At 38.4% G+C, this 24538-nt stretch carries 25 protein-coding genes and 3 tRNA genes; 24 read left to right on the top strand and 4 right to left on the bottom strand.

What is annotated here, in order from left to right:
- Window positions 1-82: 82 nt before the first annotated feature.
- Window positions 83-874 (bottom strand): YwqG family protein, encoded by a 792-nt coding sequence (locus tag H131_RS16830; protein ID WP_010860328.1) that lies wholly within the window; start codon window positions 872-874, stop codon window positions 83-85.
- 130 nt (window positions 875-1004) lie between these two features.
- The gene (locus tag H131_RS16825) at window positions 1005-2165 is read right to left on the bottom strand and encodes an MFS transporter (protein WP_010860327.1); all 1161 of its coding nucleotides are present in this window, start codon (window positions 2163-2165) and stop codon (window positions 1005-1007) included.
- Between the two features lie 542 nt (window positions 2166-2707).
- Between H131_RS16825 and H131_RS24610 the strand changes: the two genes are divergently transcribed.
- A complete protein-coding gene (locus H131_RS24610; protein ID WP_010860326.1) occupies window positions 2708-2845 on the top strand; it encodes an Lmo0850 family protein in 138 nt (45 codons plus the stop codon).
- A gap of 78 nt (window positions 2846-2923) precedes the next feature.
- On the opposite strand, the gene H131_RS16820 is transcribed toward H131_RS24610, so the two are convergent.
- Entirely contained in the window at window positions 2924-4111 is a 1188-nt protein-coding gene (locus H131_RS16820; RefSeq protein WP_010860325.1) for an FtsW/RodA/SpoVE family cell cycle protein, read from the bottom strand.
- A 173-nt stretch (window positions 4112-4284) separates the two neighbouring features.
- Here H131_RS16820 and H131_RS16815 point away from each other — a divergent pair, with 173 nt between their 5' ends.
- The 8 genes from H131_RS16815 (at window position 4285) to H131_RS16780 (ending at window position 13362) form a co-directional block, all read left to right on the top strand.
- Complete coding sequence (locus H131_RS16815; protein WP_010860324.1) at window positions 4285-5037, top strand: hypothetical protein; 753 nt, start codon at window positions 4285-4287, stop codon at window positions 5035-5037.
- 144 nt (window positions 5038-5181) lie between these two features.
- Window positions 5182-6261: a D-alanine--D-alanine ligase gene (locus tag H131_RS16810; RefSeq protein ID WP_010860323.1), complete on the top strand. Its 1080-nt coding sequence runs from the start codon at window positions 5182-5184 to the stop codon at window positions 6259-6261.
- 11 nt (window positions 6262-6272) lie between these two features.
- Entirely contained in the window at window positions 6273-7640 is a 1368-nt protein-coding gene (locus tag H131_RS16805) for a UDP-N-acetylmuramoyl-tripeptide--D-alanyl-D-alanine ligase (RefSeq protein ID WP_010860322.1), read from the top strand.
- A 367-nt stretch (window positions 7641-8007) separates the two neighbouring features.
- Window positions 8008-8700, top strand: coding sequence for an alpha/beta hydrolase (locus H131_RS16800; RefSeq protein WP_010860321.1), 693 nt, complete (start codon window positions 8008-8010; stop codon window positions 8698-8700).
- A 351-nt stretch (window positions 8701-9051) separates the two neighbouring features.
- A complete protein-coding gene (gene cshA / locus H131_RS16795) occupies window positions 9052-10608 on the top strand; it encodes a degradosome RNA helicase CshA (protein WP_010860320.1) in 1557 nt (518 codons plus the stop codon).
- Window positions 10609-10722: 114 nt separating this feature from the next.
- On the top strand, window positions 10723-11202 hold the full coding sequence (locus H131_RS16790) for a PH domain-containing protein (protein WP_010860319.1): 480 nt from the start codon (window positions 10723-10725) through the stop codon (window positions 11200-11202).
- Window positions 11195-12673 carry a PH domain-containing protein gene (locus H131_RS16785; RefSeq protein WP_010860318.1) on the top strand — a complete coding sequence of 493 codons (1479 nt, stop codon included), beginning with the start codon at window positions 11195-11197 and terminating at the stop codon, window positions 12671-12673. Before H131_RS16790 ends, H131_RS16785 begins: the two co-directional genes overlap by 8 nt.
- Window positions 12674-12786: 113 nt before the next feature.
- On the top strand, window positions 12787-13362 hold the full coding sequence (locus H131_RS16780; RefSeq protein ID WP_010860317.1) for a GNAT family N-acetyltransferase: 576 nt from the start codon (window positions 12787-12789) through the stop codon (window positions 13360-13362).
- A 105-nt stretch (window positions 13363-13467) separates the two neighbouring features.
- On the opposite strand, the gene H131_RS16775 is transcribed toward H131_RS16780, so the two are convergent.
- Window positions 13468-14088: a rhomboid family intramembrane serine protease gene (locus tag H131_RS16775; RefSeq protein WP_010860316.1), complete on the bottom strand. Its 621-nt coding sequence runs from the start codon at window positions 14086-14088 to the stop codon at window positions 13468-13470.
- Between the two features lie 64 nt (window positions 14089-14152).
- On the opposite strand from H131_RS16775, the gene acpS reads away from it, so the two are divergent.
- From acpS to H131_RS16700, 15 genes are all read left to right on the top strand, one after another.
- Window positions 14153-14506 carry a holo-ACP synthase gene (gene acpS, locus H131_RS16770; protein WP_010860315.1) on the top strand — a complete coding sequence of 118 codons (354 nt, stop codon included), beginning with the start codon at window positions 14153-14155 and terminating at the stop codon, window positions 14504-14506.
- A gap of 292 nt (window positions 14507-14798) precedes the next feature.
- A complete protein-coding gene (locus H131_RS16765) occupies window positions 14799-15845 on the top strand; it encodes a LolA family protein (RefSeq protein ID WP_010860314.1) in 1047 nt (348 codons plus the stop codon).
- Window positions 15846-16058: 213 nt separating this feature from the next.
- A complete protein-coding gene (gene alr, locus H131_RS16760) occupies window positions 16059-17180 on the top strand; it encodes an alanine racemase (RefSeq protein ID WP_010860313.1) in 1122 nt (373 codons plus the stop codon).
- Between the two features lie 150 nt (window positions 17181-17330).
- Entirely contained in the window at window positions 17331-17594 is a 264-nt protein-coding gene (locus tag H131_RS16755) for a hypothetical protein (protein ID WP_010860312.1), read from the top strand.
- Between the two features lie 4 nt (window positions 17595-17598).
- Window positions 17599-17949, top strand: a complete 351-nt coding sequence (locus tag H131_RS16750; protein WP_008177055.1) for a type II toxin-antitoxin system PemK/MazF family toxin — start codon at window positions 17599-17601, stop codon at window positions 17947-17949.
- Between the two features lie 320 nt (window positions 17950-18269).
- The gene (locus H131_RS16745) at window positions 18270-18671 is read left to right on the top strand and encodes an anti-sigma regulatory factor (RefSeq protein WP_010860311.1); all 402 of its coding nucleotides are present in this window, start codon (window positions 18270-18272) and stop codon (window positions 18669-18671) included.
- Window positions 18672-18682: 11 nt separating this feature from the next.
- Window positions 18683-19681 carry a PP2C family protein-serine/threonine phosphatase gene (locus H131_RS16740; protein WP_010860310.1) on the top strand — a complete coding sequence of 333 codons (999 nt, stop codon included), beginning with the start codon at window positions 18683-18685 and terminating at the stop codon, window positions 19679-19681.
- A 72-nt stretch (window positions 19682-19753) separates the two neighbouring features.
- Window positions 19754-20086, top strand: coding sequence for an STAS domain-containing protein (locus H131_RS16735; RefSeq protein ID WP_010860309.1), 333 nt, complete (start codon window positions 19754-19756; stop codon window positions 20084-20086).
- Window positions 20086-20556, top strand: a complete 471-nt coding sequence (gene rsbW / locus H131_RS16730; RefSeq protein ID WP_010860308.1) for an anti-sigma B factor RsbW — start codon at window positions 20086-20088, stop codon at window positions 20554-20556. The genes H131_RS16735 and rsbW overlap by 1 nt, the downstream gene beginning before the upstream one ends.
- Window positions 20534-21319, top strand: a complete 786-nt coding sequence (gene sigB, locus H131_RS16725) for an RNA polymerase sigma factor SigB (protein WP_010860307.1) — start codon at window positions 20534-20536, stop codon at window positions 21317-21319. The genes rsbW and sigB overlap by 23 nt, the downstream gene beginning before the upstream one ends.
- A 160-nt stretch (window positions 21320-21479) precedes the next feature.
- Entirely contained in the window at window positions 21480-23654 is a 2175-nt protein-coding gene (locus H131_RS16720) for a Tex family protein (RefSeq protein ID WP_010860306.1), read from the top strand.
- Window positions 23655-23717: 63 nt separating this feature from the next.
- Complete coding sequence (locus H131_RS16715; protein WP_010860305.1) at window positions 23718-24179, top strand: SprT family protein; 462 nt, start codon at window positions 23718-23720, stop codon at window positions 24177-24179.
- Window positions 24180-24271: 92 nt separating this feature from the next.
- Window positions 24272-24348 (top strand) — tRNA-Asn (locus tag H131_RS16710).
- Window position 24349: 1 nt separating this feature from the next.
- Window positions 24350-24421: transfer RNA gene (locus H131_RS16705), tRNA-Glu, on the top strand.
- Window positions 24422-24449: 28 nt separating this feature from the next.
- Window positions 24450-24525, top strand: a tRNA-Asp gene (locus H131_RS16700).
- The last annotated feature ends 13 nt before the right edge of the window (window positions 24526-24538 follow it).

Here is a 24538-nt window from a genome sequence, read left to right as displayed (position 1 = left end):
AGGTAGAATGAAAGAAGATACATGAATAGTTTGCATCAAGAAAGAAAATTACCTTGAAAGCTAGTTCAAGGTAATCCAGTATTTAATAATGTTCCCATTGGAATAATATATCTGAAAAATCTTCTTGAAGTAGTCTGTCGCGGTTGATAAAGAATTTTCCTACACCACTATCAGCCCACATAATGCCGAATTCGTCATTTGAATCAATTTGTAGTAGCAGAATATCATAGCGCTGAAGTAACTGTGATTCATGACGTATATCTTCCTCTAAAAAATATGCGTAACCACCTATTTTTGCCCCTGCACCTAAAAAATGCTGTAAATATATTTCATGTAAATTAACGTCATCCTGATTTGGTTTTAGGTTCGGTAAATAGTGTGGTGCACGGTAATCTAAAGCGGAAACAGGTTCATGTTCGTGCCTGAATTGTAAGGCCAGCTCCTGGTTAATAGGGAACCAATCATTTGATGCATTCACAGTTGTCTCACATATAGGAGCAGCTATGTCGGTATTTATTGATGGGTAAAATCGTATTTTATAAAACTGCTGGAAAATATCCTCATGGTAATGCGCAGCGTTAGCAAATATATTGGATGAAATAAAAAATTGAAGAATGCCTTGCGTAGGAAAATCCTGTAGCAGTGGCATTTCTGCAAAATTTATTTGCGCTAATAGACGCATCGGCTCACCTGTAATATCTTTTGGGTATGCTTGATAATAAGGTAAGTAAGGTTCACCAGCAAATTTACTTTCCGTTAACGAAGTTGAACGTTTGTAGGGCGAAATAATCACTGTTGAACGAAGTGTCTCTTCAATTTCACTACGAAACGTTTCTAGCTCTTTAGGAAGTAAAAGATTCGTTATTTTGTTCATGTAAAGCCCTCCGATTTTACACATAAAAGCATTCAATATTCTTTACATACGCTCCATATACTTTTTTTAGGTATTTGATTGACTATATAAAGTTGTGAATTATTATAGGTTACGCCTTTTAACAGCTAAATTATTCAAGTCGTAAAGATTTATTTGATGATTTATAGATAAAAATTAGTGTGATAGATACAAATGCAATGCCTGCTGCAATGTAATAACCCAGATTAGATTCCACTGTGAACAACCATGTGAAGAATAGCGGGCCAAGAATACGACCCAAACTATCCATTGAATAAGAAAGACCTGCCGCAGTGCCATATTGACCGCCAGACTCTTTGGAAGAAAGAGAGACGATACATGTTCTTGCAAGTGCGTTCCCAACAGTAAAGACACAAAGTGCTAGCCCAGCTATGGCTAAATTAGCAGTTAACGTAAATAAAAGCATACCAACTGCTGTAACAATTTGAGCACCAATTAACCAAGAGGTCTCAGTGCCATTTTTAATGCGTCTGACGACACCACCTTGAATAGCCGCATCCACAAAGCCGCTAAACATAAACAAATAACCAATCTGTAATGGTGTAATGTTAATACGGTCAATTTGGAATAGTTGGAAGGTAGCCTCTACACCAGCTAGCATAAATGTCACTAAAAAAGAGAACATAAATAAATAACGTACTCGGTATTGAAGCATCTTGCCAGCACCCTTTGGCACAATTGCTCGTTTTTTTGAATCTTTTCGTTTTTCCGGTTCTTTTAAGACGATACTTGCATAAATAAATAATAGTGCGATTAAAACTGCAGAAGCAATAAAAGGTAATTGCAAGCTATAATGCCCAAGCATACCGCCAATAGCGGGACCAAAAATAAATCCAAGGCCGATGGACATGCCCATTAGACCCATGTACTTATTACGATCTTCCTCGCTAGACATATCACTAATAAAGCCTGTTACGGCTGTGTATAGTGCGCCTGAAAATAAGCCACCTACAACGCGTGATATGTATAGAATAGCTAAGTTATCAATAAACAAAGAGAAAATAACGAAACTTAGGCTAAAGCCTATTAAACCCAATAAAATGAGTTGTTTGCGCCCTACCTTATCTGATAGCATTCCCCAAAGTGGTGCAGTAAAAAAACTTGCGAGTGAATACACAGTCAGTAAACCACCCACGTGTATATCATCCCAGCCCTGCTGGACAATAACCTCTGGTAAAACAGGAATTATAATTCCGAAACCTAGATAGACCAGAAATTGAACGGACATTAACAATAGAATAGCCTTTTTCATAATACAGTTCCCTGCTTTCTTACGATATTTCAGTATGTATATTCTACCTCTCTTGTTCTTGCTATTACAAGGGAACGATGGACAGCTCATCAGCATGTTGTTAAAGATTATTTCTGTGATTGGCAACATTACTTTACAAGGAGCACTCTTTATTTTAAATATACTTGATTTATGAAGGGGGAATTTTTTTGTGCGCATAAATATGGCGCGGTATGTAAATAATTTAGTTATAGAAAAAATCAAGGGGAGAGTAAATGACCTTTTCGAGCCATTCGATTGATTTGTATCATTTGTCATATAGCACCATCGTTTGGTTCTACAGTATAATATTTATAGGTTACATACCGATGTGGGGTATGTAACAGGAAGTAAGAGTTAACAGGTAAATAAAATTTACATTGTAACAAAATTGAAAAACTATAAAGTCAAGTTAAATGGTATGATAGAGAAAGATATACTTGTCAGACCTCTTACACATATACATTGAAACTTTTTTGTAAATGAAACGTTATAAAATTCGAGGAAAGATTGAGGTGGAACGTATGACGAAGGAAGTAGATTTGAAAAAGATTGTTTCGAATTTATCGAAGTTGGGTGTGCAAGCTACTGTAACAAAGTCTCGACTTGAGCTTTTAAAAGTACTCACACCGCCAACGCAAACACCGCAAGTTCAAGCTTAACTCGTTTAAAATGAAAATGGGTAGTCTCCTAAAATTGAGACTACCCATTTCCTATATCTTGGTATCTGTCTGTGGACTTTAATCATCTTCATCGTGAGTAGTGAACATGTAAGTGCGATAATGGAAACGCATGCTAAAGACAAGTCCTATAGCAAGTGCATTCCCCATCAATGAGCTCCCTCCATAACTAATGAACGGCAGCGGGATACCTGTAATCGGAAGTAACTGAATGGTCATACCGATGTTTTCAAAGACGTGGAACGTAATCATGGCGATTATTCCAGCACATACATACGTTGAGAACGGATCTTTTAATAAAAGTGTTGTTTTCGTTAAATGATAGATTAACAAGAAGAATATACAAATAACGATACTAGCACCAATAAAGCCCCATTCCTCACCGATAACTGTGAAGATGAAATCGGTATGGTTTTCGGCAACATAAACTTCACGACCACGGAATCCCTTACCGAAAATTTCACCTGAACCAATGGCGTTCAATGAAGTAATTAAATGGTAGCCATCACTTGATGAATAGGAATAGGGATCAAGCCACGAATAAATACGGGCAAACTGATAAGCCTTAAAGCCGAATGTTTTCTCTAAGAAATCCTGCATATAGAGTGCCATCCATAGGAGAGTACCACCAAGTGCAGCTCCACCGACGAAAGTCGGTAAAATTATTTTCCAAGAGATGCCTGCAACAATAACAAGTGCAGCGGTGATAGCAAAGAATACAAGCGCTGAACCAAGGTCTGGCTGCTTCATAATAATAGCAAGTGGTATAATCAAGGTTACACTGATTTTAGCTAATAAAATGACGTCAGTTTTTAAAGATTTTAATGAATAGACCTCATGGTGCTTACTAATTAGCCGTGCAAGTGCTAAAATGTAAAATGTTTTCATAAATTCAGAGGGTTGAATATTCCCTACAGGTGTATGAAACCAACTTTTAGCACCGTTAACAGGTGCGCCAATTTGCCCTTCTCCTTCAGGCATGAAAATAAGTAGTACTAAGAGAGCGATACCGGCTCCATACATATACCACGCCATTTTTTTATATTGATCTGGTTCGAAAAACATGACAATACCAATAATAAATGCACCAATCACATACCATTGAAGTTGCTTAGGTACATAGTTAATGCCGTATTGTCCTGAAGTTTGCGCCGATGCAATAGCTAACAAGCTAATGACAAGGAAAGTGATAAGTATAAAAGCGAGTGTCCAGTCGAAACGATTCGCGAAATTTCGTTTATTTTCCATAAAAGCCACCTAAAATAAAATAGTATAAAAATATGTGCGCTAACGCATATACAACATTATCATTATAACGCAAAAAACGTATTTCCGGCTACGTATATTGTTGTGACGACAATAAGCATAAAATGTTTCAAAAAATTACAGTTTAGTTTTATAATGATATGAAGAATGGGGTGATGGTTGTGGCTAAGAAATTGAAGTCAGCTGAAGATTTTATGTACCATATATACGTTCATATGAATGATGTCGATAAATTCGTCATTTTTAGTGGCCTTAAGCTCTCGCAATTCGTAGCTTCTTTAGATCCACTGCATCACTTACTGTTATTGAAACATTCTTATGAAGATGGGTCGTTTAATATGCATACACAGTTTGACTATGTATCAGATGAAGAAGTTTCTCATTTTGTAAAGAAAGCGACTGAGTCAAAAGAATTGTGTTGGATAGACTTTATGGATGAGAAAAAATTAAATCAGCTGACACCTATGGAGCAAGGGGAGTTACTTTACCTAAGTCATAAAAAAGAACCAATTACTTCTCCATTTTTTAATAAATTACAAAACCGCTTTGTCTATTATTCTTCGGATGTGGAAAAAATGACGAAAGTTTATTTTCGTCATTTAAGTGATTCAGATTTGCTAGTTGCCAATGTTTTTAATAGTTTAATACGTGAAAAAGAACGTAGCACGGGCTTTTGGCGTCGAAAAGTGAAATCCAGTACGCCTTCAATCACACCAGAGTTTTTGAGAGCTTATCGCTCCTTCGCTAAAGACGGGGCACTATTGTCACTCTATCGTATTGAAAAACCTAAAGCAGCGTATGGCATTGAAATTCGCAACCTATCAGATTACTCTTTCCCAGATGAAGTGTGGGATGATTTAAATGCGATTTTGAAAAACGAACACGATGAATTGATTCATATTATTTAACCTAACGCTCATTCACCTTTTAAACGTGAATCGAATAGGATACTTAAATCTCACCGTCAAAATCACGGTGAGATTTTTATGTCATTAGTCAAGCCGTTTCGTGATAAACTAATAGTACTCAAGAAGTATGTGGAGGGCACAAAAATGAAAAAAAGAATCGGTTTATTATACGGAGGAAAATCTGCGGAACATGAGGTGTCATTGTCGACGGCATGTGCAGTCACTGGGGCTTTAAATTTCGAGGAGTATGAAGTATATCCGATTTTCATTACACTTGATGGGGAATGGCGACGAGGTCAGCGCCTAGTAAAACCTGCAAGTACAATTGAAGAATTACAATTTGGTGATGATGCCATTATTTTAGAAAACAATATTTCAGATTTCTTAATCGACGACAATAGTAAAGCAGTAAAGTTCGATGTGATTTTTCCACTATTACATGGAACAAATGGTGAGGATGGTACAGTACAGGGCTTACTTGAAGTTTTAAATCTTCCGTATGTAGGGAATGGTGTGCTAGCATCATCAGCAGGTATGGATAAGGTAATCATGAAGCAATTATTTGAAATTGCAGGTTTACCACAAGTGCCGTATACGTATTTCATTCGCAGTGAGTGGGCAAATGAACGGGGAGCCATTTTAGCACGCTGTGAAGAACAATTATCTTGGCCAATGTTCGTAAAACCAGCCAACTTAGGCTCAAGCGTTGGGATTAGTAAGGCGTCAAATCGTGAAGAACTTATAAAGGCAATTGAAGTAGCCTTACAATTTGACCGCAAAATCGTAGTGGAGCAAGGAATCGTGGCAAGTGAAATAGAGCTTGGTGTATTGGGGAATGATTTTCCGGAAGTTTCTGTACCAGGTGAGATTAAGCCGGTGACAGAGTTTTATGATTATGACTCCAAATATAAAGATGGGTCGACAGCGCTTATCATCCCTGCAGAATTGTCTAAAGAAGTTGTAGCAAACTTAATGGATTATGCGAAACGTGCCTTTAAAATTCTAGATGGAAGCGGTTTAGTACGTGCAGATTTCTTTGTTACAGCGAATAACGAGGTTTATATCAATGAAGTGAATACAATGCCTGGGTTTACCCCTGTAAGTATGTATCCACTTCTTTGGCAACATACAAATGTAAGTTACCCAGAGCTTATTAATCGTTTAATTGAGCTAGCGATTGAGCGATATGAGGAAAAACAACAGCTTCACTATAAAAAAGACTGAGTGGGATTATTGTGAAAAAGACATTAAAGCAATTAGCAGCATGGTTAGATGATGAAGTGCCAGCTTTCGGTGACACGATTGTATCAGGGATTTCTATTGATACAAGAACGATTCAGCAAGGTGACTTATTTGTGCCATTTCGTGGAGAGCAAGCAAATGGCCATAAATTTGTTTTGCAAGCATTTGAAAAAGGTGCAGGAGCTTCACTGTGGCAAAGAGATGAACCGAATCCGCCAGCAGGAATTCCGCTACTGTTTGTCGATGATCCTGAACAGGCATTACAACAGATGGCACGTGCCTATCGCAGTGAGCATAAGGCAAAGTTTATAGGGATTACGGGGTCGAATGGTAAAACGTCGACGAAGGACATTTTAGCAGGCACACTGGCGCCTTTTTTTAAGGTGCAAAAAACCATTGGGAACTTTAATAATCAGCTAGGTTTGCCAATAACAATATTACAGCTTGATGAAGATACCGATGTCGCTGTGCTTGAGATGGGTATGAGTGGTTTTGGTGAGATTGAATTTTTAACGAAGTTAGCACGCCCGCATTTAACAGTTATTACGAATATTGGCGAGGCACATATGCAAGATTTAGGTTCGCGTGCAGGTATTGCCAAGGCGAAATTTGAAATTATTCAAGGTATGCAAGACGGCGGTGTACTTTTCTATGACGGCGATGAGCCGTTATTGCACGAATTAGTTGTACAAGAGGGGAATTTAAAGTCACAGGCATTTGGTTTAGAGCCTGGAGATTTATTGTATGCAGAGAATATAGAAGCGACAGCTAACGGAAGTAGTTTCACGACACATGGTGTAATTGAAGGGGACTTCTTTATTTCCGTATTAGGCAAGCATCAGGTGAAAAATACACTGATTGCTATGCTAATTGCACAAAACTTAGGTTTAAACGATGACCAAATACGGAAATCGCTAAAGCAAGTGGCCTTAACTGATATGCGCATGCAACAAGTACAGGGTACAAATGGTGCATTGTTCATTAATGATGCTTACAACGCGGCACCAACATCGGTGAGGGCTGCTATTCAGTTTGTATCAACGACAACGATTCGCTCAGAAAAGTGGCTTGTGCTAGGTGATATGCTAGAGCTGGGTTCAAATGAACAGAGCTTCCATGAAGACTTATCACTAGATATTCATGTAGAAGAGATCTCTTACGTTTGCTTATATGGACCACGCATGGCTTATTTGAATGAGGTGTTAAAAGAGCGTTTTGATGCGGCACATTTAATTTACTCGCAAGACGATTATGCACCGATTATTGAAAAGTTACACAAAGCTAATGAACAATCCATCGTTTTATTAAAAGGTTCAAGAGGCATGAAGTTAGAAAACATTTTAAAAGCATTTACGCAATAAAATTTATCGATGGGGTCGGACCTCATCGATAAATTTTTTTAAGCAGACTATAGATTTTTTTGCTGTGGATACGGAGCGTTTAGTTTTTATCTTGAAGCGCTACGTGTTACTTAGCATTTCTCAGCGCTTGCTGGATGTCTAGAATTTCTTATTGTAGTCGTTGAGGTCAGCAGGATATAGTTACGCTAAGGGCTTCATAGGGCGGTGTGAACTTTAGTATATAATAAATAGTAGGGTACATAATAATGATTGAACGACACGTTTTAATCATCTCGAATTCCCTGCATTAGGTGTCCTGACATTCATTAGTATGCGATTAATTTAACAGTTGCTAGTTGTCAGACTAGTGTTTTTTAGGGGTGAGGTAATGACAGTAGGGGTGCTGTGTATACATGGATTTTCAGGTGGACCTTACGAAGTAGAACCATTTACAGCTTATTTACGGGCGCAGACAGATTGGTTGATTGAGACGCCCACCTTATCTGGACATGGTGAAGAATTGCATATGCGAGGTTTTACAGCAAAACATTGGCTAATGGATACTGAACTAGCTTTTCGTGCACTTGCGAAAAAGGTGGATGAAGTAATAATAGTTGGCTTTTCGATGGGTGGCATTATCGCTTTATACTTGGCGAAACGTTATAAAGTGAAAAAGCTTGTGTTACTTAGTGCGGCCGCGAGGTACGTGAGTCCAAAGCAGCTTGTTAAGGATTTTAAAATGTTGGCGACAGAGGCTTACCATCGCAATCTTTCTAATAATGAACTGTTTTTACGTTATCGGAGTAAATTTAACAACGTGCCCTTATCAGCAACAATTGAATTTATGAAACTCGTTCAAGCGGTAGCGCCGTATTATAAAAATATAAAAAATCCAGTATTTATAATACAGGGAAAATTAGACGGTATTGTACCATATCATACGGCACAATTTTTGTATGATCAACTTGCCTCGAAAGACAAACATTTGTATTTTTCTGATAATGGCAAGCATCATATTTGTTATGGCGAGGATTGCTCTGCTTGGTTTTTAAGGGTTCTTGAATTTTTAAAGGGTCAATAAGTAGTCAGATTATTACGACTCATGCGTTATCGTTGCATACGACTGATTCACGTGATAGACTAGTGTAAGCAATGGATACATTTTGTGCGAAGACTCTTCATGATTTGGTTGAAGAGTGCTTTTTTTTGAACATAACGGTTTTATTCTAAGTGAATAATTACGACAGAATTGAACCGCTCGGTAAAGACCGGGCTTTCCTTTTCATATAAGAGAGCTCTACACGATACATCCACGTAGAGAGAATTTTTAAGTAACGGAAACGTTCCACACCACAGGCTCGAATTTGCCGACAACTTCATCTGAAAATGTAACCATTTGTCAACTTATAAAGGAAAAAGGAGATTGAGAAGTTTGACAAATTTTTCAGAATTAAATATTAGCGAATCTTCATTACGTTCACTAAAGCGTATGGGATTTGAAGAAGCAACACCAATACAAGAAGGTACTATCAAGTTTGCAATGGAAGGCCGCGACGTTTTAGGTCAAGCGCAAACTGGTACTGGTAAAACAGCAGCATTCGGTATTCCACTTATTGAGAAAATCGATCCTAAAAACCCTGCAATCCAAGCTTTAATCATCGCTCCGACTCGTGAGTTAGCGATTCAAGTTTCAGAAGAACTATATAAATTAGGTTACGACAAACGTGTTAAATTATTATCAGTTTACGGTGGTCAAGAAATTGGTCGTCAAATCCGTGCACTTAAAAATAAGCCACAAATTATTGTTGGTACACCAGGGCGTATTTTAGACCATATTAATCGTCGTACGCTTAAATTAGACGAAGTTCAAACACTTGTACTAGACGAAGCGGATGAAATGCTGAACATGGGCTTCATCGATGACATTAACACAATTTTAGAAAGCGTGCCATCTAGCCGTCAAACATTATTGTTCTCAGCTACTATGCCACCAGCTATTCGTAAAATTGCTGAAACTTTCATGAACAACCCAGAAGTAGTTAAAATTAAAGCAAAAGAAATGACAGTTGAAAATATCGAGCAGTTCTTCGTGAAAGCGACTGAACGTGAGAAATTTGATGCGTTATCTCGTTTATTAGATGTTCAAAAACCGGAACTTGCGATTATCTTTGGTCGTACAAAACGCCGTGTTGATGAATTATCACAAGCGCTAAGCGTACGTGGTTACCTTGCAGAAGGTATTCATGGTGATTTAAGCCAAGCGAAACGTATTTCAGTTTTACGCCAATTCAAAGAGGGTAAAATTGACATTTTAATTGCAACGGACGTAGCTGCTCGTGGTCTTGATATTTCAGGCGTAACGCATGTTTACAACTTCGATATTCCACAAGATCCAGAATCTTACGTTCACCGTATTGGACGTACTGGTCGTGCTGGTAAATCGGGTACAGCAATCACTTTCGTAACACCACGTGAAATGGGTTACCTACGTATCGTTGAAGATACTACGAAAAAACGCATGACGCCACTTCGTCCACCAACAACTGACGAAGCATTGGTTGGTCAACAACGTTTAGCTGTTGAGACGCTTGAGGGTCTTGTTACTAACAATGACTTAGGTGAATACCGCACTCTTGCTGCAGAAATACTTGAAAACCATGATGCAACAGATGTAGTTGCTGCTGCATTACGCTCATTAACAAAAGAGCCTGATGATACACCTGTAACAATTACAGAAGAGCGTCCATTACCAATGCGTCGTGAACGTTCTGGCGGTGGCGGAGGCCGCAGTGGAGATCGCGGAGGCCGTGGAGGTCGTAACTTCAGCGGAGGCCGTCGAGAAGGCGGACGAAGCGGAGAACGCCGCGGTGGAGATCGTGGAGGTCGCCGAGATGGCGGACGTCGAGACGGAGGTCGCCGTGAAGGTGGACAAGGTCAAAGTCAAGGTCAAGGTGGTCGTTCGAGAGCACCTCGACGTCATGAAGACTAATCATAATCATGAACCTTACAGTCTAATTTGACTGTAAGGTTTTTTTCATTTTTAATTGAAACAAAATGGCATTTGGGTACGTATACATAGTTGGATAAAAGAGGAGGAACGACTTTGAGAGCTGAACCAATTCATCAAATTTCTCGTAAAGGGTTAACAGTATGGCGACTATATGGCGTATTTCAAACGGTGTTTCTTATAATTGTGGCAGCATTCGTTTGTTATGGCACGTATTATTTTGAGTGGCCAACATTTATTTATTTCGTTGCCGGAGCGGTTGTTTTACTAAGTGCTATTCTATCTGTCTATTTATTTCCAAAAATCAGATGGGAACGTTGGCGTTATGAGGTGCGTGAACATGAAATCGAAGTACAACACGGTTTGTTTGTTGTAAAACGTACACTTATTCCGATGGTGCGTGTACAACATGTTGATACAACACAAGGACCGATTTTAAAAAAATATAATCTCGGCAATATTTCGATTTCCACGGCGGCTACTGTACATACAATCCCTGCACTTATCATGGATGAGGCAGATGGACTTCGTGCACGTATTTCGGAATTAGCAAGGGTGGCGGAAGATGATGTCTAATGAAATCTATCGTTTACACCCTGTGTCGGCCATTATAACGAGTGTAAAAGCATTAAAAAGTATGATTTTACCAGTCGCAATTATTATCATTAGTAATGGCTTTAATTTTTCATTCAACTTCCACAGTGAGCATTTTTTTGAAACGATTTTACTATTTGGTGTGTGGGGTGTAGCGGCAGTACTTGCCCTTATAGGTGGTGTTGTAAAATGGCGCACCTTTGTCTATTGGTTTGAGGATGGCGAATTACGTGTGAAATATGGACTGTTTGTAAAGAAGAAGCGCTATATTCCATTTGAGCGGATTCAAAGTTTAAATTATAATGAGGGCATTTTCCACCGTTTATTTGGTTTAGTAAAGGTGCAAGTTGAAACTGCTGGAAGTAAGGGAGGTAAGCCGGAGGTAGAATTGACAGCAATACGTAAGGACGCGGCAGATGTGATTGAACTTGAAATGCGTAGAACAAAGAGTCAGGCACATCAATTGATTGAAGTAGAACAGACGCTTGACTCTACTCCTGTGGAAGAAGCGACGATTCCAACAATCTATCGTATGTCAATCCGCGATTTATTGGTATTAGCAACGACCTCTGGTGGAATTGGAGTGGTGCTTTCGGGGCTTGTGGCAGCAGTCTCACAGTTTTCAGATATAATTCCATATGATGCAGTATTTCATGAGCTTTCAGACTTTGTGAAAGTTGGTGCATTTTTAATAGCATTAGCCGTCATGCTAATTCTGATAGTGGCATGGTTTGTATCCGTTATTATTACACTTATAAATTATTATGATTATACGGTTCGAATTGAAGACGAAAAGCTTATTATTACAAAGGGTTTGCTAGAAAAGAAACGTATCACACTGCCTTTAAATCGAATTCAAGCAATTCGTCTTGTTGAAAATCCTGTACGTCAGTTAACGGGCTTTGCAACTGTTGTTGTAGAAAGTGCTGGCGGAAACGGTGAAAAAGGTGGGGATAAGAAAATTGCACTGTTCCCACTTATTAAAAAGCATGACAGTCTACAAATATTAGCTGAACTTTTTCCGGATATGAACTGGCTTCCTGAATTTACACGGTCGCCAAAACGAGCCCGTCCGTTTTTTTACCGAATTGATTTTATATGGCTTATACCGATAATTGGTGCAAGTAGTTATTTCTTATATCCTTATGGCTTACTGTCATTGCTACTGATTCCATTCGCGATATTACTTGGTATATGGCAACATAAAACTGCGGGCTATATGATTGATGGTAAACAATTTACCATGCAATATCGTATTTTTAGTCGTATAACGTTTTATATGGAGAAAAAACGTATACAATCAGTTGAGTGTACACAAACATATTTCCAAAAGAGAAAAAATGTTATGTCTGTTAAAGCAACGGTAATGTCAGGAATGACGGGAATGACAGGTAATGTCCCAAGTTTGGAACAACGGGATGCCGAAACAATATTATCCTGGTATGAGCATTGATGAAACAAACGAAAGCTAATCTTACAGTAAAATGTGAAGATTAGCTTTTTTATCTATAATTTTACAGAAATGACGTATATAATAGAATAAATCAAACAAAAGGGGTGGTAATCGTGTTTAAATATGATATTAATGAGAAAACATATTTGAAATTGTTGGATTTAAGTGATGTGGATGAATTATTTGCACTGACGGATCGTTCAAGGGACACGTTGCGTGAGTGGTTACCATTTGTGGATGATGTGAAATCGGTAAAAGATACTGAACAATTTATACGGAATGCAATGCAACAATATGCAAGTAATAATGGGATACAAGCTGGGATTTACTTTGAAGGTAAACTTGCAGGAGTGATTGGTTATCATCAGATAAATTGGCAGCATAAGTGGACGAGCATAGGTTATTGGTTAGGTAATGATTTTGTCGGCAAAGGATTGGTTACCAATTCGATGAAAGCTGTTATGGATTATGCTTTCAGTTATCTGAAGTTGAATCGTATTGAAGTGCGTGTGGCGGTGGGGAATATTCGAAGTCGTACAATACCAAAAGTGTTAGGCTTTAATGAAGAAGGTCGTTTAAGAGATGCGGAATGGTTATATGATCATCATGTAGACCAGGTTGTATACGGATTAACCGCAGCAGAATGGAAAAAAAGTAAATCAGCTAAAGAAAAGACAGTTGCATTATAAACTTATCCACAAATAGCTGAAGGGGAACCTCCCATACAATTATACGTGGATGTGGATAAATAAAAAGAGTGAAGGTTAAATGGATGACCTCACTCTCTTTTTAAGTTATTTACCTGCCATTTTTTGCTTTCGCCAGCTTAAGATTCTTTTGGGATGTAGGTAGATAAGACCGAGAATAAATCCTGTTACTAAACCACCTAAATGGGCATAGACATTCACATTGGACTGTAAAAACGTCATAATAACACTAATGACGATTATCGGTAATATAACCTTGCGTAGCATAGGCATTGTGCGGCGAGTATAGTACACAAGTGCACCGAAAGCACCAAAAATGCCAAAGATAGCACCGCTTGCGCCAAGACTCGCATAGCTACTATCATATAACATATAGGTCGCCATGTTACCGACAACACCGGAGACTAAGTAAATTGTAATAAAACGTGCCTTACCAGCAATCTTTTCAAGCTCTGGCCCAAATAAATACAGTGAAAACATATTGAAAAGTACATGCATAAAACCAGCGTGTAAAAACATTGCTGAGAGAACACGCCACCATTCACCGTTTTGAACGAGGAAATTTGCCTGGACACCGTAGTTACACAAGAGCGTACCTATACCAGGTAAAAGAGTTAATACATAAAGGATAAGATTGACTGCTATTAATGCTGAAACAACAGGATAATACTTTGTATATTGCTTGAAATTTTCTGTTCTACTAAACATTGCTCCACCTCAATTTACAATTATTATACATGGCTTTTTGAAAATAAGAAAAGGAGAAGTTCAAATGATTAAAGGAATTGGTCTCGACATTGTAGAAATCGAGCGCATTACTAAGGTGATGACACGAACAAATAAATTTAAAGATCGCGTTTTATCGGAGAGGGAACAGACATTATTTTCAACACATTCAGAAACTCGCAAAATAGAATTTTTGGCAGGACGATTTGCAGCAAAAGAAGCTTTTTCAAAAGCGCTAGGTACAGGTATTGGGAAAGATTGTGAGCTGCGGGATGTTGAGATATTGAGAGGGGAAGCTGGTAATCCCGTTCTCTATTTCAAAGGAGAACTTGTGAACGGATTTGTCAGTATTACACATACTAAGCAATATGCCGCCGCACAAGTAATATTACTGTTGTAGCCAATTATGCCTCGGTGTAAATGGCTTGTGATTTGTGCTGGCACCATTAACTCCATTCAAAATTCCTAACATCCATCTGACACTTTATCTTCATTTAGTCGCGGCCCTAACGCGAAAAAGCTATTATTGTCTTTATCTCACCAATTGTAGAGGCGGCTGTTTATTCGTTTATTGCCAAAAAAACATAGGATGAGGGAACATAAAAATATATTGCCTATTCTTCATAAGACATAACTGACAAATACAGTTCATATATTGTCGTAGTGGATTTGAAAGAAGAAAGGGTGAAAGCGTGGGCAACCGTTTAGTTACTTGGCTCGTTTTAATTTGTGCGATATTACTTCTGTCGGCATGTGGTACAGCCTCACAGGAAAAAGTGTTGAAGAAAGTTAATGGCAAGTGGTCAGAGACAAATGGTTATGAATTAGACGCTACGATGGAGATTAAATCGGGTGGTGAACCGAGAAAGTATGATGTAACGGTTTGGCATACAAAGCCTGATTTTTACCGAGTAGAAGTAGTGGAAAGTGGAAAAGACGTTTCGCAAATGATTGTGCGCAATGCAGATGGCGTCTTTGTGGTCACACCAACGTTGAACAAAATGTATAAGTTCCAAAGTGATTGGCCAAAGAAGAATAGTCAAGCCTATTTGATTGGGGCTCTTGCAGAAGATTTAGCTGAAGATAAAAATTTAGTCATGAAAGAGGAAGACAAAGCATATATATTTGAAGCGGCTACTAGAAATAGCTATAAAAATAGTATGCCTCATCAGGTCATAACCGTTGATAAAAAATCAATGCTTCCAACATCTGTAGTAATTATGAACGATGTGAAGGAAGAGCAAATTCGTATTACTTTTAAAGATATTAAGCTAGGTGTACAGCATGCGGCGAAAGAATATGCCGTAGAGCAGTTTACTGAAACAGATGAAACGAAAGGCGAGCAAGCCGCACCAGCAGAAAAAGATGATAAAGAAGCAGTGGGCGCGGAAGTAGAATATCAAGAATTCCAAACACATTACCCTGTTGTGAATTTTGAAAACACAACAATGGTTGATGAGCAAGCTATTAGTGAGGATGGTATGGAGCGCGTTATCTTAACATTTGAAGGTGATAAGGCCTATACTGTGATGCAACAACCAGTCATGAAAGAGACTGCAATGTTGCCAGTAACTTCACCTGGAGATCCAGTTGACTTAGGCTTTACAATTGGTGCTATCACGGATACATCTATTAGTTGGGAAAAGGACGGCGTTGCCTTCTTTGTAGCATCGAGTAAATTATCGCGTGAAGAAATGATTGAAGTTGCTAGTTCTATGACGATAAGTAGTATGAAGTAGTTTTTTACTAGCTACAGCTTTCCAGGTAAAAAAAGCTGTAGCTAGTTAAGCAAAATAGTACAGTTATAATGAAAAAGGTTGTATATTAACACTATTTAGGTGTTTTAACACCTAGGTGAATTAAAACCTCAATAGAAATTATTGCAATGTAGGATAATAAAATGTATTTTGGCATTACATAATGGTTTAATAAAAAATAAAGAGGGTATTCTAATGAAGACACAGCAGCATTTTAGACCAACCAAAGCAATTGTAGATTTACAAGCCATTCAACAAAATGTGAGAAACTTAAAAGAGCTACTTCAACCGAATGTGCAAGTTATCGCAGTTGTAAAAGCAAATGCGTATGGACATGGGGATGTAGCAGTTGCAAAAGCAGCGCTGGAAGCAGGCGCAACTATGCTGGCCGTGGCTACACCAGACGAAGCATTACATATTCGAGCACATTTTGAAGAACCAGACATACTAGTATTAGGTGCCTCGCCAGTTTCGTTTGCACCACATGCAGCTAAGCAACGCATTATACTTACTACATTTGCGAGTGAATGGGTACAGCAAGTTTCGACACTTATTGCTAATGAAGTAAATCCTTTACGCCTACATATAAAAGTAGATAGTGGGATGGGAAGAATCGGCATACGTACTGAGGAAGCATTATTGGATTTATATCATACGATTCAATTAACCCATAATGTGGACCTTGACGGAATTTTTACGCATTTCGCAACGGCTGATGATGAGGAGACGAAATATTTCGATAGCCAGGTACAGTTTTTTGAGAAATTTATGTCCTTACTGCCTGAGAAACCTAGACTTGTACATGCTTCAAATACAGCAACGTCATTAGTGAAGGACGTACATTTACAATTTGATGCGGTACGCTATGGCATTTCAATGTATGGACTGTCGCCATCGTCTTATGTTGAAGGGATTTTACCATTTCCATTGAGTCCAGCTTTTTCACTTGAGAGTGAGCTTGTACATGTAAAGCAAGTAAGTGCAGGTGAGTCAATTGGTTATGGGGCAACGTTTCTTGCCCCTACAGATATGTGGGTAGGTACAATTCCTGTAGGCTATGCGGATGGGGTAATTCGTAAACTAGCTGGACAAGAAGTGATAATAGGTGGCCAAAGAACACCGATAGTTGGACGAATTTGCATGGATCAATGTATGGTTGCCCTACCAAAAGCATATGCTATAGGGGAGAAAGTAACGCTCATTGGTCGTCAAGGGCAAGAAGTTATTTCAATGAATGAATGGGCAGTAAAGCTTGAAACCATAAATTATGAAATACCATGCATTATAACAGCAAGAGTTCCTAAAATATATATTTAACGACACATTTTCCTTCGACAACCTACATGGATTTTACAACATATACTTCAAATTGTCAGATATTTTGTCATTTCGTGTCTTTTCAACAATATCTTTCAATGGTAGAATGAGAAGTAATGAAAAGTGATGGTTCCGTTGGAGGTGCTTGCTGTGTACGAGAAAAAGTTAAGAGAAGCTACAATTGCTGTTCAAGACAGATTATTTCTACAAACAAAGGAAGTAATTGAAGGTGAATCTTTTGCGCAGATTTTGTCGCGCAAAAATTTAATGCAGGAGCAACCAAATCAAATACGGGAAGCTATGATGAAAGGATATGTTGAGATGTCTCATATTAATCTGATGATTGCAAGTGAATGCTTGCATGCAGAATATGAAGCACAACATACAGTGGAGCGTCTCGTTAGCGGGGGATGACACTTTGAATGTAAAACGTGGTGACGTTTTTTTTGCAGATTTATCGCCGGTAGTCGGTTCCGAGCAAGGTGGTACTAGGCCGGTGTTAATAATTCAAAATGATATTGGCAATCGATTTAGTCCGACTGTCATCATCGCAGCAATTACTGCTCAGATTCAAAAGGCAAAGCTACCGACGCACGTTGAAATAAATGCTGAAAAGTATGGTTTTGAACGTGATTCGGTCATTTTGCTCGAACAAGTGCGTACAATTGATAAGTCTAGACTGACAGATCGTATTACGCAGCTTGATCATGCGGTGATGGAAAAGGTAGATGGTGCATTGATGATTAGTTTGGGACTTGTCAAATTTTGATATACATATATGTATAGAGCATCTGGATGATTTCTTCATCTAGGTGCTTTTTACATTTCTATTCTCAAAGTCTACTTCACCTTGAATTGAATGTACTTCAAAAATAGTATAAATAGATTTAAAATGGACATAAGCATTAGAATAAAAGTAGATTTTTGTGAAAAAATGTCGAAAGGTATTATTGAGATATACATAGAATATACCTTATATTATTTCTCTTTCGATAAAAAACGGTTAGTTAAGTTTAAATGGCAAGGTAATTAAGCTTAAAAGGGAGAGAATATAACAATAGAGCTCCGAAAGGAATTGGAGGGACAACAGTGACATTAAAGTCTTCGGTTGAAATTATTACAGAGTGGGATATAGTTGCGGCAAGACAACTAGGGCGCAACGAGGCGAAGGCACTTGGATTTGGAACTGTTGATCAGGCTCGAATAACGACAGCGATTAGTGAATTAGCTAGAAATATATATTTATATGCAAGTATTGGGTTTATAGAAGTTGAAAGTGTTGAGACAGAAGCTGAAAAGAAAATTGTTATTACTGCATCAGACAAAGGTCCAGGCATTAAGGATGTTCGAAAAGTAATGGAAGAGGGCTACTCTACTTCGGGTGGACTAGGTGCAGGCTTACCTGGTGTTAGAAGGTTAATGGATAGCATGGATATCCAATCTACTCTAGGACAAGGTACGGTCATCACAACGGAAAAATGGCTACGTTAGGAGGTGGAGGTTTGAAAGAGTTAGACAAGCAATATAAAAAAATCTTATCAGATTATATGACCAATCAAACTGAAGAAAATTTATATATTGGTCAAAATTTCACCCGTCAATTAATTCAAAAAAACGTTTCACCAGAGGATGTTGTGAGCATTCATAAAAATGCCGTAGAGCAGATTTTTCCAGATAGAATAAATGAAGTGCGTCCTGCATATGATTTTCTCATTGAAGTGATGGTGCATTATGGGATGGCGCATAGAGAGCATCAAAGCTTAATACAAAAACAGGCTGAATTTGAAATAGAAATGAATATCGCAATTAATATTCAAAAAACATTACTTAAAACTGTCGTACCACAACTGTCGAGTGTTGATATCGGGATGATTTCAATCCCCATTCGTAAAATGAACGGTGATTATGTACATTTTTTACATCACCGAGAGGATTGTCTCTGTGTGGCCGTAACGGATGTTGTGGGTAAAGGCGTTCCTGCTGCATTATGTATGTCTATGGTGAAATATGCACTTGAGACGCTTGATTATGCTTATAAAGATCCATCATATGTATTAGAGGTCATCAATCGTGTAATTGAAAAAGGTGTGGACGATAGCATGTTCGTTTCCATGTTTTACGGTTGCTTGGATATTCAAAATAGCATTTTTTCATACGCATCTGCAGGTCATGAACCAGCGTTGCACTATAAGGCTAAAGAAAATACATTTTATTCTTTAGAGGCGAAAGGTTTACTACTTGGTGTATTACCTGAAATCAAGTATTCATATAACGAAATCCCCTTAGAGGACCAGGATGTAGTAGTAATCATGACAGATGGTGTTACAGAATTTAGAGGACAACATAATGAGTTAAATTCACGAGAGATCATCACATCATTGATTGCCGAGCATCGACATCAATCTGCACAGGAACTATGTAATTTTCTTTATAAGAAAATAGAAAGAATACAAAACTTTAAACTATCGGATGATTTTACAGTTGTAATTATAAAAAAATAAATAATTATGTTTAGTATTTTATAATAAGGGTAATTGAAGAAGAGTCGAACAAATATGGTGGAGGTGGGCTGTATGGACGTAATGATCCATTTTAAAGAAGACGGTGCAAAATTATATGGATTTGTTGAAGGTGAGATTGATACATTTACAGCTTCAGGACTACGTGAAAAACTTGAGGCTGTGAAGATAACTGAAGGATTAGAAATTCAACTAGATTTATCAAAAGTAAATTATATGGATAGTACAGGGCTAGGCATTTTCGTAGCTTTTTATAAAAGAGCCACGCGCGAAGATGGTAAAGTTAAACTAGTTGGCTTATCAAGTAGATTACAAAGATTATTTGAAATAACAGGCTTAAGTGAATTGATGGATATTGAAACTGATAAAAAGGTGGAATTAAGCTGATGAAGGAATTTGATTATATAGAAGTAAGGGTTCCTGCAAAGCCGCAATTTGTCAGTGTGATTCGTTTAACAGTTTCTGGTTTAGCTAGTCGGATAGGATTTAATTATGATGATATTGAAGATTTGAAAATCGCAGCAAGTGAAGCAGTTACGAATGTTGTTCACCATGCTTATAAAGAAGATGAAGAAGGCGAAATCGTGATTGGGTGTGCCTTATATGAACATAAGATAGAAATGATGGTTGCGGATTACGGCAATAGTTTCAATTTTGAGGAGGTAAAGTCGGAAATTGGCCCATATCTTCCTGGGGAAAGTATTGCAGGACTAAGAGAAGGCGGTTTAGGACTTTACTTAATGGAAACTTTGATGGATGAGGTGATGATTAATAACGATGGTGGCGTAACTGTTTTCATGACAAAGTATGTCGCTAGAGAGCAGGTGGGAAAAAATGGAGAAAGAATCACTACATAAATCTTCATCAAAGGAAGATGTATTAAGGTGGATTGTACTGTACCAAGCAACTGAGGATGATGAAGCGCAGACAAATTTAGTGATTCATTACCGGTATTTGGTAGAGTCCATTGCGCGGAAATATTCACATGGTAAATCTTATTTTGATGATATCGTTCAAGTAGGGATGCTTGGGTTATTAGGTGCCATTAGACGTTTTGATCCAGATTTTGGCCGGAGTTTTGAAGCGTTTGCTGTTCCAACTATTGTAGGGGAAATCAAGCGCTTTTTACGTGATAAAACATGGGATGTGCATGTGCCAAGACGAATTAAAGAATTAGGACCACGCATTAAATCAACCGTAGAAGCACTGACAATGGAATTGCAACGGTCTCCTTCTATTAAGGAAATCGCGGACAGATTAGAGGTTAGAGAAGAGGAAGTTTTAGAGGCTATGGAGATGAGTCGCAGTTACCAAGCACTTTCTATGGACCGTTCAATAGAATCTGACGCTGATGGAAGTACCGTAACGCTATTTGATATTATGGGTAAAGAAGATGTTGGCTATGAAATGACCAATAGAAGAATGATTGTGTCAGATGCTATGGATGTTTTAAACGAACGAGAAAAACAAATCATTCAGCTTACATATTTAGAACAACTTAGTCAAAAAGAAGCTGGAGAACGATTAGGGATTTCTCAAATGCATGTATCAAGAATACAAAGGCAAGCAATTAAGAAATTACAGGAGGCTATTCTGTCTAGTGGCAGTGTGTCGCTCTAAACATCACTTGAGGCGTTTATTACTATCGGATTCCTCTATCCAGTAGCAATAAACGCCTTATATATTTTAAAGAAGCTGTCTACTCTACTTAAGAGGGGGCTATTTTTTGCATGTTTATTAGTATGTAATGGTAAAATGAAAAGAAAAAGGTAGTGATGATGTGGAACAAAAGCATATGTTACAGCTCATTGCAAAAGATGTAGCTATTAAACCCGGCCAAGCGGAGGCAGTTATTAAATTATTGGATGAAGGAAATACCGTTCCATTCATCGCGCGTTATCGAAAAGAAGCTACAGGCTCTCTTGATGAGGTGCAAATTAAATCTGTAGAGGATCGTTATCACTACATACAGCAACTCGAGCAACGTAAAGAGGAAGTTATTCGTTTAATTCAGGAGCAAGATAAACTGACGCCAGAATTAGAAAAGGCTATTCAAATAGCGACTGTTTTACAACGTGTAGAGGATCTTTATCGTCCTTACAAACAAAAACGACGTACTAAAGCGACAATTGCGAAGGAAAAAGGACTAGAACCGTTAGCGGATATTCTATTAGAGTTCCGTAGTGAAGATGTAACGCTTTTAGCAAAGGATTTTGTAGACGAGGAAAATGTTGCATCAGCAGAAGAAGCTTTAACAGGTGCACGTGATATTTTAGCAGAGCGCTTTGCTGATGACGCAGGTATCCGTGAAAAAATACGTATGTTTTCTTGGAAAGAGGGCGTACTGGTAACAATTGTGAAGAACAACGAAACAGACGAAAAAAATGTTTTTGAAATGTATTATGATTACCAAGAACCTGTCAATCGCATTGTTCCTCACCGAATTTTAGCTATTAATCGTGGAGAGAAAGAAGATATTCTAAAAGTTTCAATTCATGTTCCGATTGAGCGGGTGCTTATGATCATGTGGAAGGAATGGATTCCAGCAACAGGCTCATCACCGGCAATTTCGGAAGTTAAATTAGCTATTGAAGACTCATATAAGCGATTAATTCAACCATCCATTGAGCGTGAATTACGAAGTGAGTTAACGGAAAAGGCAGAAGCACAGGCAATTCATATATTCTCTGAAAATCTTCGCAATCTGTTATTACAATCACCGATGAAGGGCAAGTATGTATTAGGGGTAGATCCCGCTTACCGAACGGGCTGTAAATTAGCCGTTGTCGATGAAACTGGTAAAATGCTTGAAGTAACAGCCATTTACCCCCATCCGCCGAAACCGGATGTAGCAAAATCGAAATCAGTCGTGAAGTCGATTTTAGCAAAGTATCCAATTAGTATAATTGCTATTGGTAACGGTACAGCTTCTCGGGAAACTGAGCAGTTCATTGCAGATGTACTGAACGAAGTAAATAATGAGGTGGCATATGTCATTGTCAATGAAGCGGGTGCTTCAGTTTATTCTGCATCGGATGTGGCAAGAGCGGAGTTTCCAAATTTACAAGTAGAGCAACGAAGTGCTGTATCGATTGCACGTCGTCTGCAAGACCCGTTATCAGAATTAGTGAAAATTGAACCGAAAGCAGTCGGTGTAGGTCAGTATCAACATGATGTTTCGCAAAAAAAACTTACAGAGTCGTTAACTTTTATAGTAGAAACAGCTGTAAATCAGGTTGGAGTAGACGTCAATACAGCTTCAGCATCCCTACTTCAATATGTCTCAGGCCTCTCAAAAACAGTGGCTGAGAATATTGTTAAAGTACGTGAGGAAAATGGTCAATTTACTACAAGAACACAGCTGAAAAAAATCCCACGACTTGGCGCAAAAACGTACGAGCAAGCAATAGGTTTTCTGCGTGTACCAGAAGCTAAAAATCCTTTTGATGGAACAGGTATTCATCCGGAAAGCTACAGTTTAGCAGAAAAGATTTTAGATGCGGCACATATAGATAAAAAAGAAATTGGGTCTCAGAAGGCAGAAGAAGCGATTGAAACTCTTAATGTGGAAGTTCTAAGTGAAGATTTAGGCATGGGGATTGTTACAATTCAAGATATAGTGGATACATTAATGAAGCCAAGCCGTGATCCACGTGATGCCTTTCCGCAGCCGCTGCTTAAAACAGATGTATTGAAAATGGAAGATTTACAAGTAGGGATGGAGTTGCAAGGTACAGTTAGAAATGTAGTTGATTTCGGCGCATTTGTTGATATTGGTGTAAAACAGGATGGCCTCGTTCACATCTCTAAGTTGCAAAAAAAACGTATAAAGCATCCATTAGAAGTTGTAGCATTAGGTGATATTGTTACGGTATGGGTAGAACAAATAGAAGTAAATAAAGGGCGCATCTCATTAACGATGCTACCACCAAAAGATCAAATACTTGAAAAGTAATAAATTTTAGCCACACTGTCTATACTACGCAGTGTGGTATTCTTGTTGATAGAGGTGAATGCTATGAACAATGAGGAACTACAACAGCTTGTTAATCGTGTTTCATTAGAAAGTTTTCATAAACCTTTTCTGCATCAAGCTTACTTTAACGCAAGATTACGATCGACTGGTGGCCGCTATCTATTACAATCACACCATATTGAAATAAATCCTAAGGCGTTTGAACAGTATGGTGTAAGCGAAGTAGAAGGCATAGTTCGTCACGAGCTATGTCACTATCATTTGCACTTAGAGGGGAAAGGCTACCAGCATCGCGACAAAGATTTTAGAGAGCTATTAAAAAAAGTGGATGCACCTCGCTTTTGCTCAACATTGCAAACATCTACAACTATGAGGAAGAGACAGCGCTCTTCTTATACATATACATGTGTAAAATGTCAGCAGCTATATATTAGAAAGATTAGAGTAAATGTTAAAAAATACTGCTGTGGTAAGTGCGCAGGCCCTCTAAAACTAATGAAATAAAAAAACTTTAAGAAAAAGGTTGACGTTTCCTTAAGTTGTCCCTATAATAATAAAAGTCGACAAGATAACAACGACAAATCAACATTAATTATTCCGAAGTAGCTCAGTTGGTAGTAGCACCTGACTGTTAATCAGGTTGTCGCAGGTTCGAGTCCTGCCTTCGGAGCCATGGCCCCTTGGTCAAGCGGTTAAGACACCGCCCTTTCACGGCGGTAACACGGGTTCGAATCCCGTAGGGGTCATTTTTGAAAAAACAATAATACAAAATAAGGTCCCGTGGTGTAGCGGTTAACATGCCTGCCTGTCACGCAGGAGATCGCCGGTTCGATCCCGGTCGGGACCGCCATTTATTGGGGTAT

This window comes from Lysinibacillus sphaericus OT4b.31, from assembly GCF_000392615.1.
Lineage (GTDB): Bacteria > Bacillota > Bacilli > Bacillales_A > Planococcaceae > Lysinibacillus > Lysinibacillus sphaericus_B.
The sequence above is the reverse complement of the archived record's forward strand: the minus strand, read 5'-3'. Positions and strand labels throughout refer to the sequence as shown.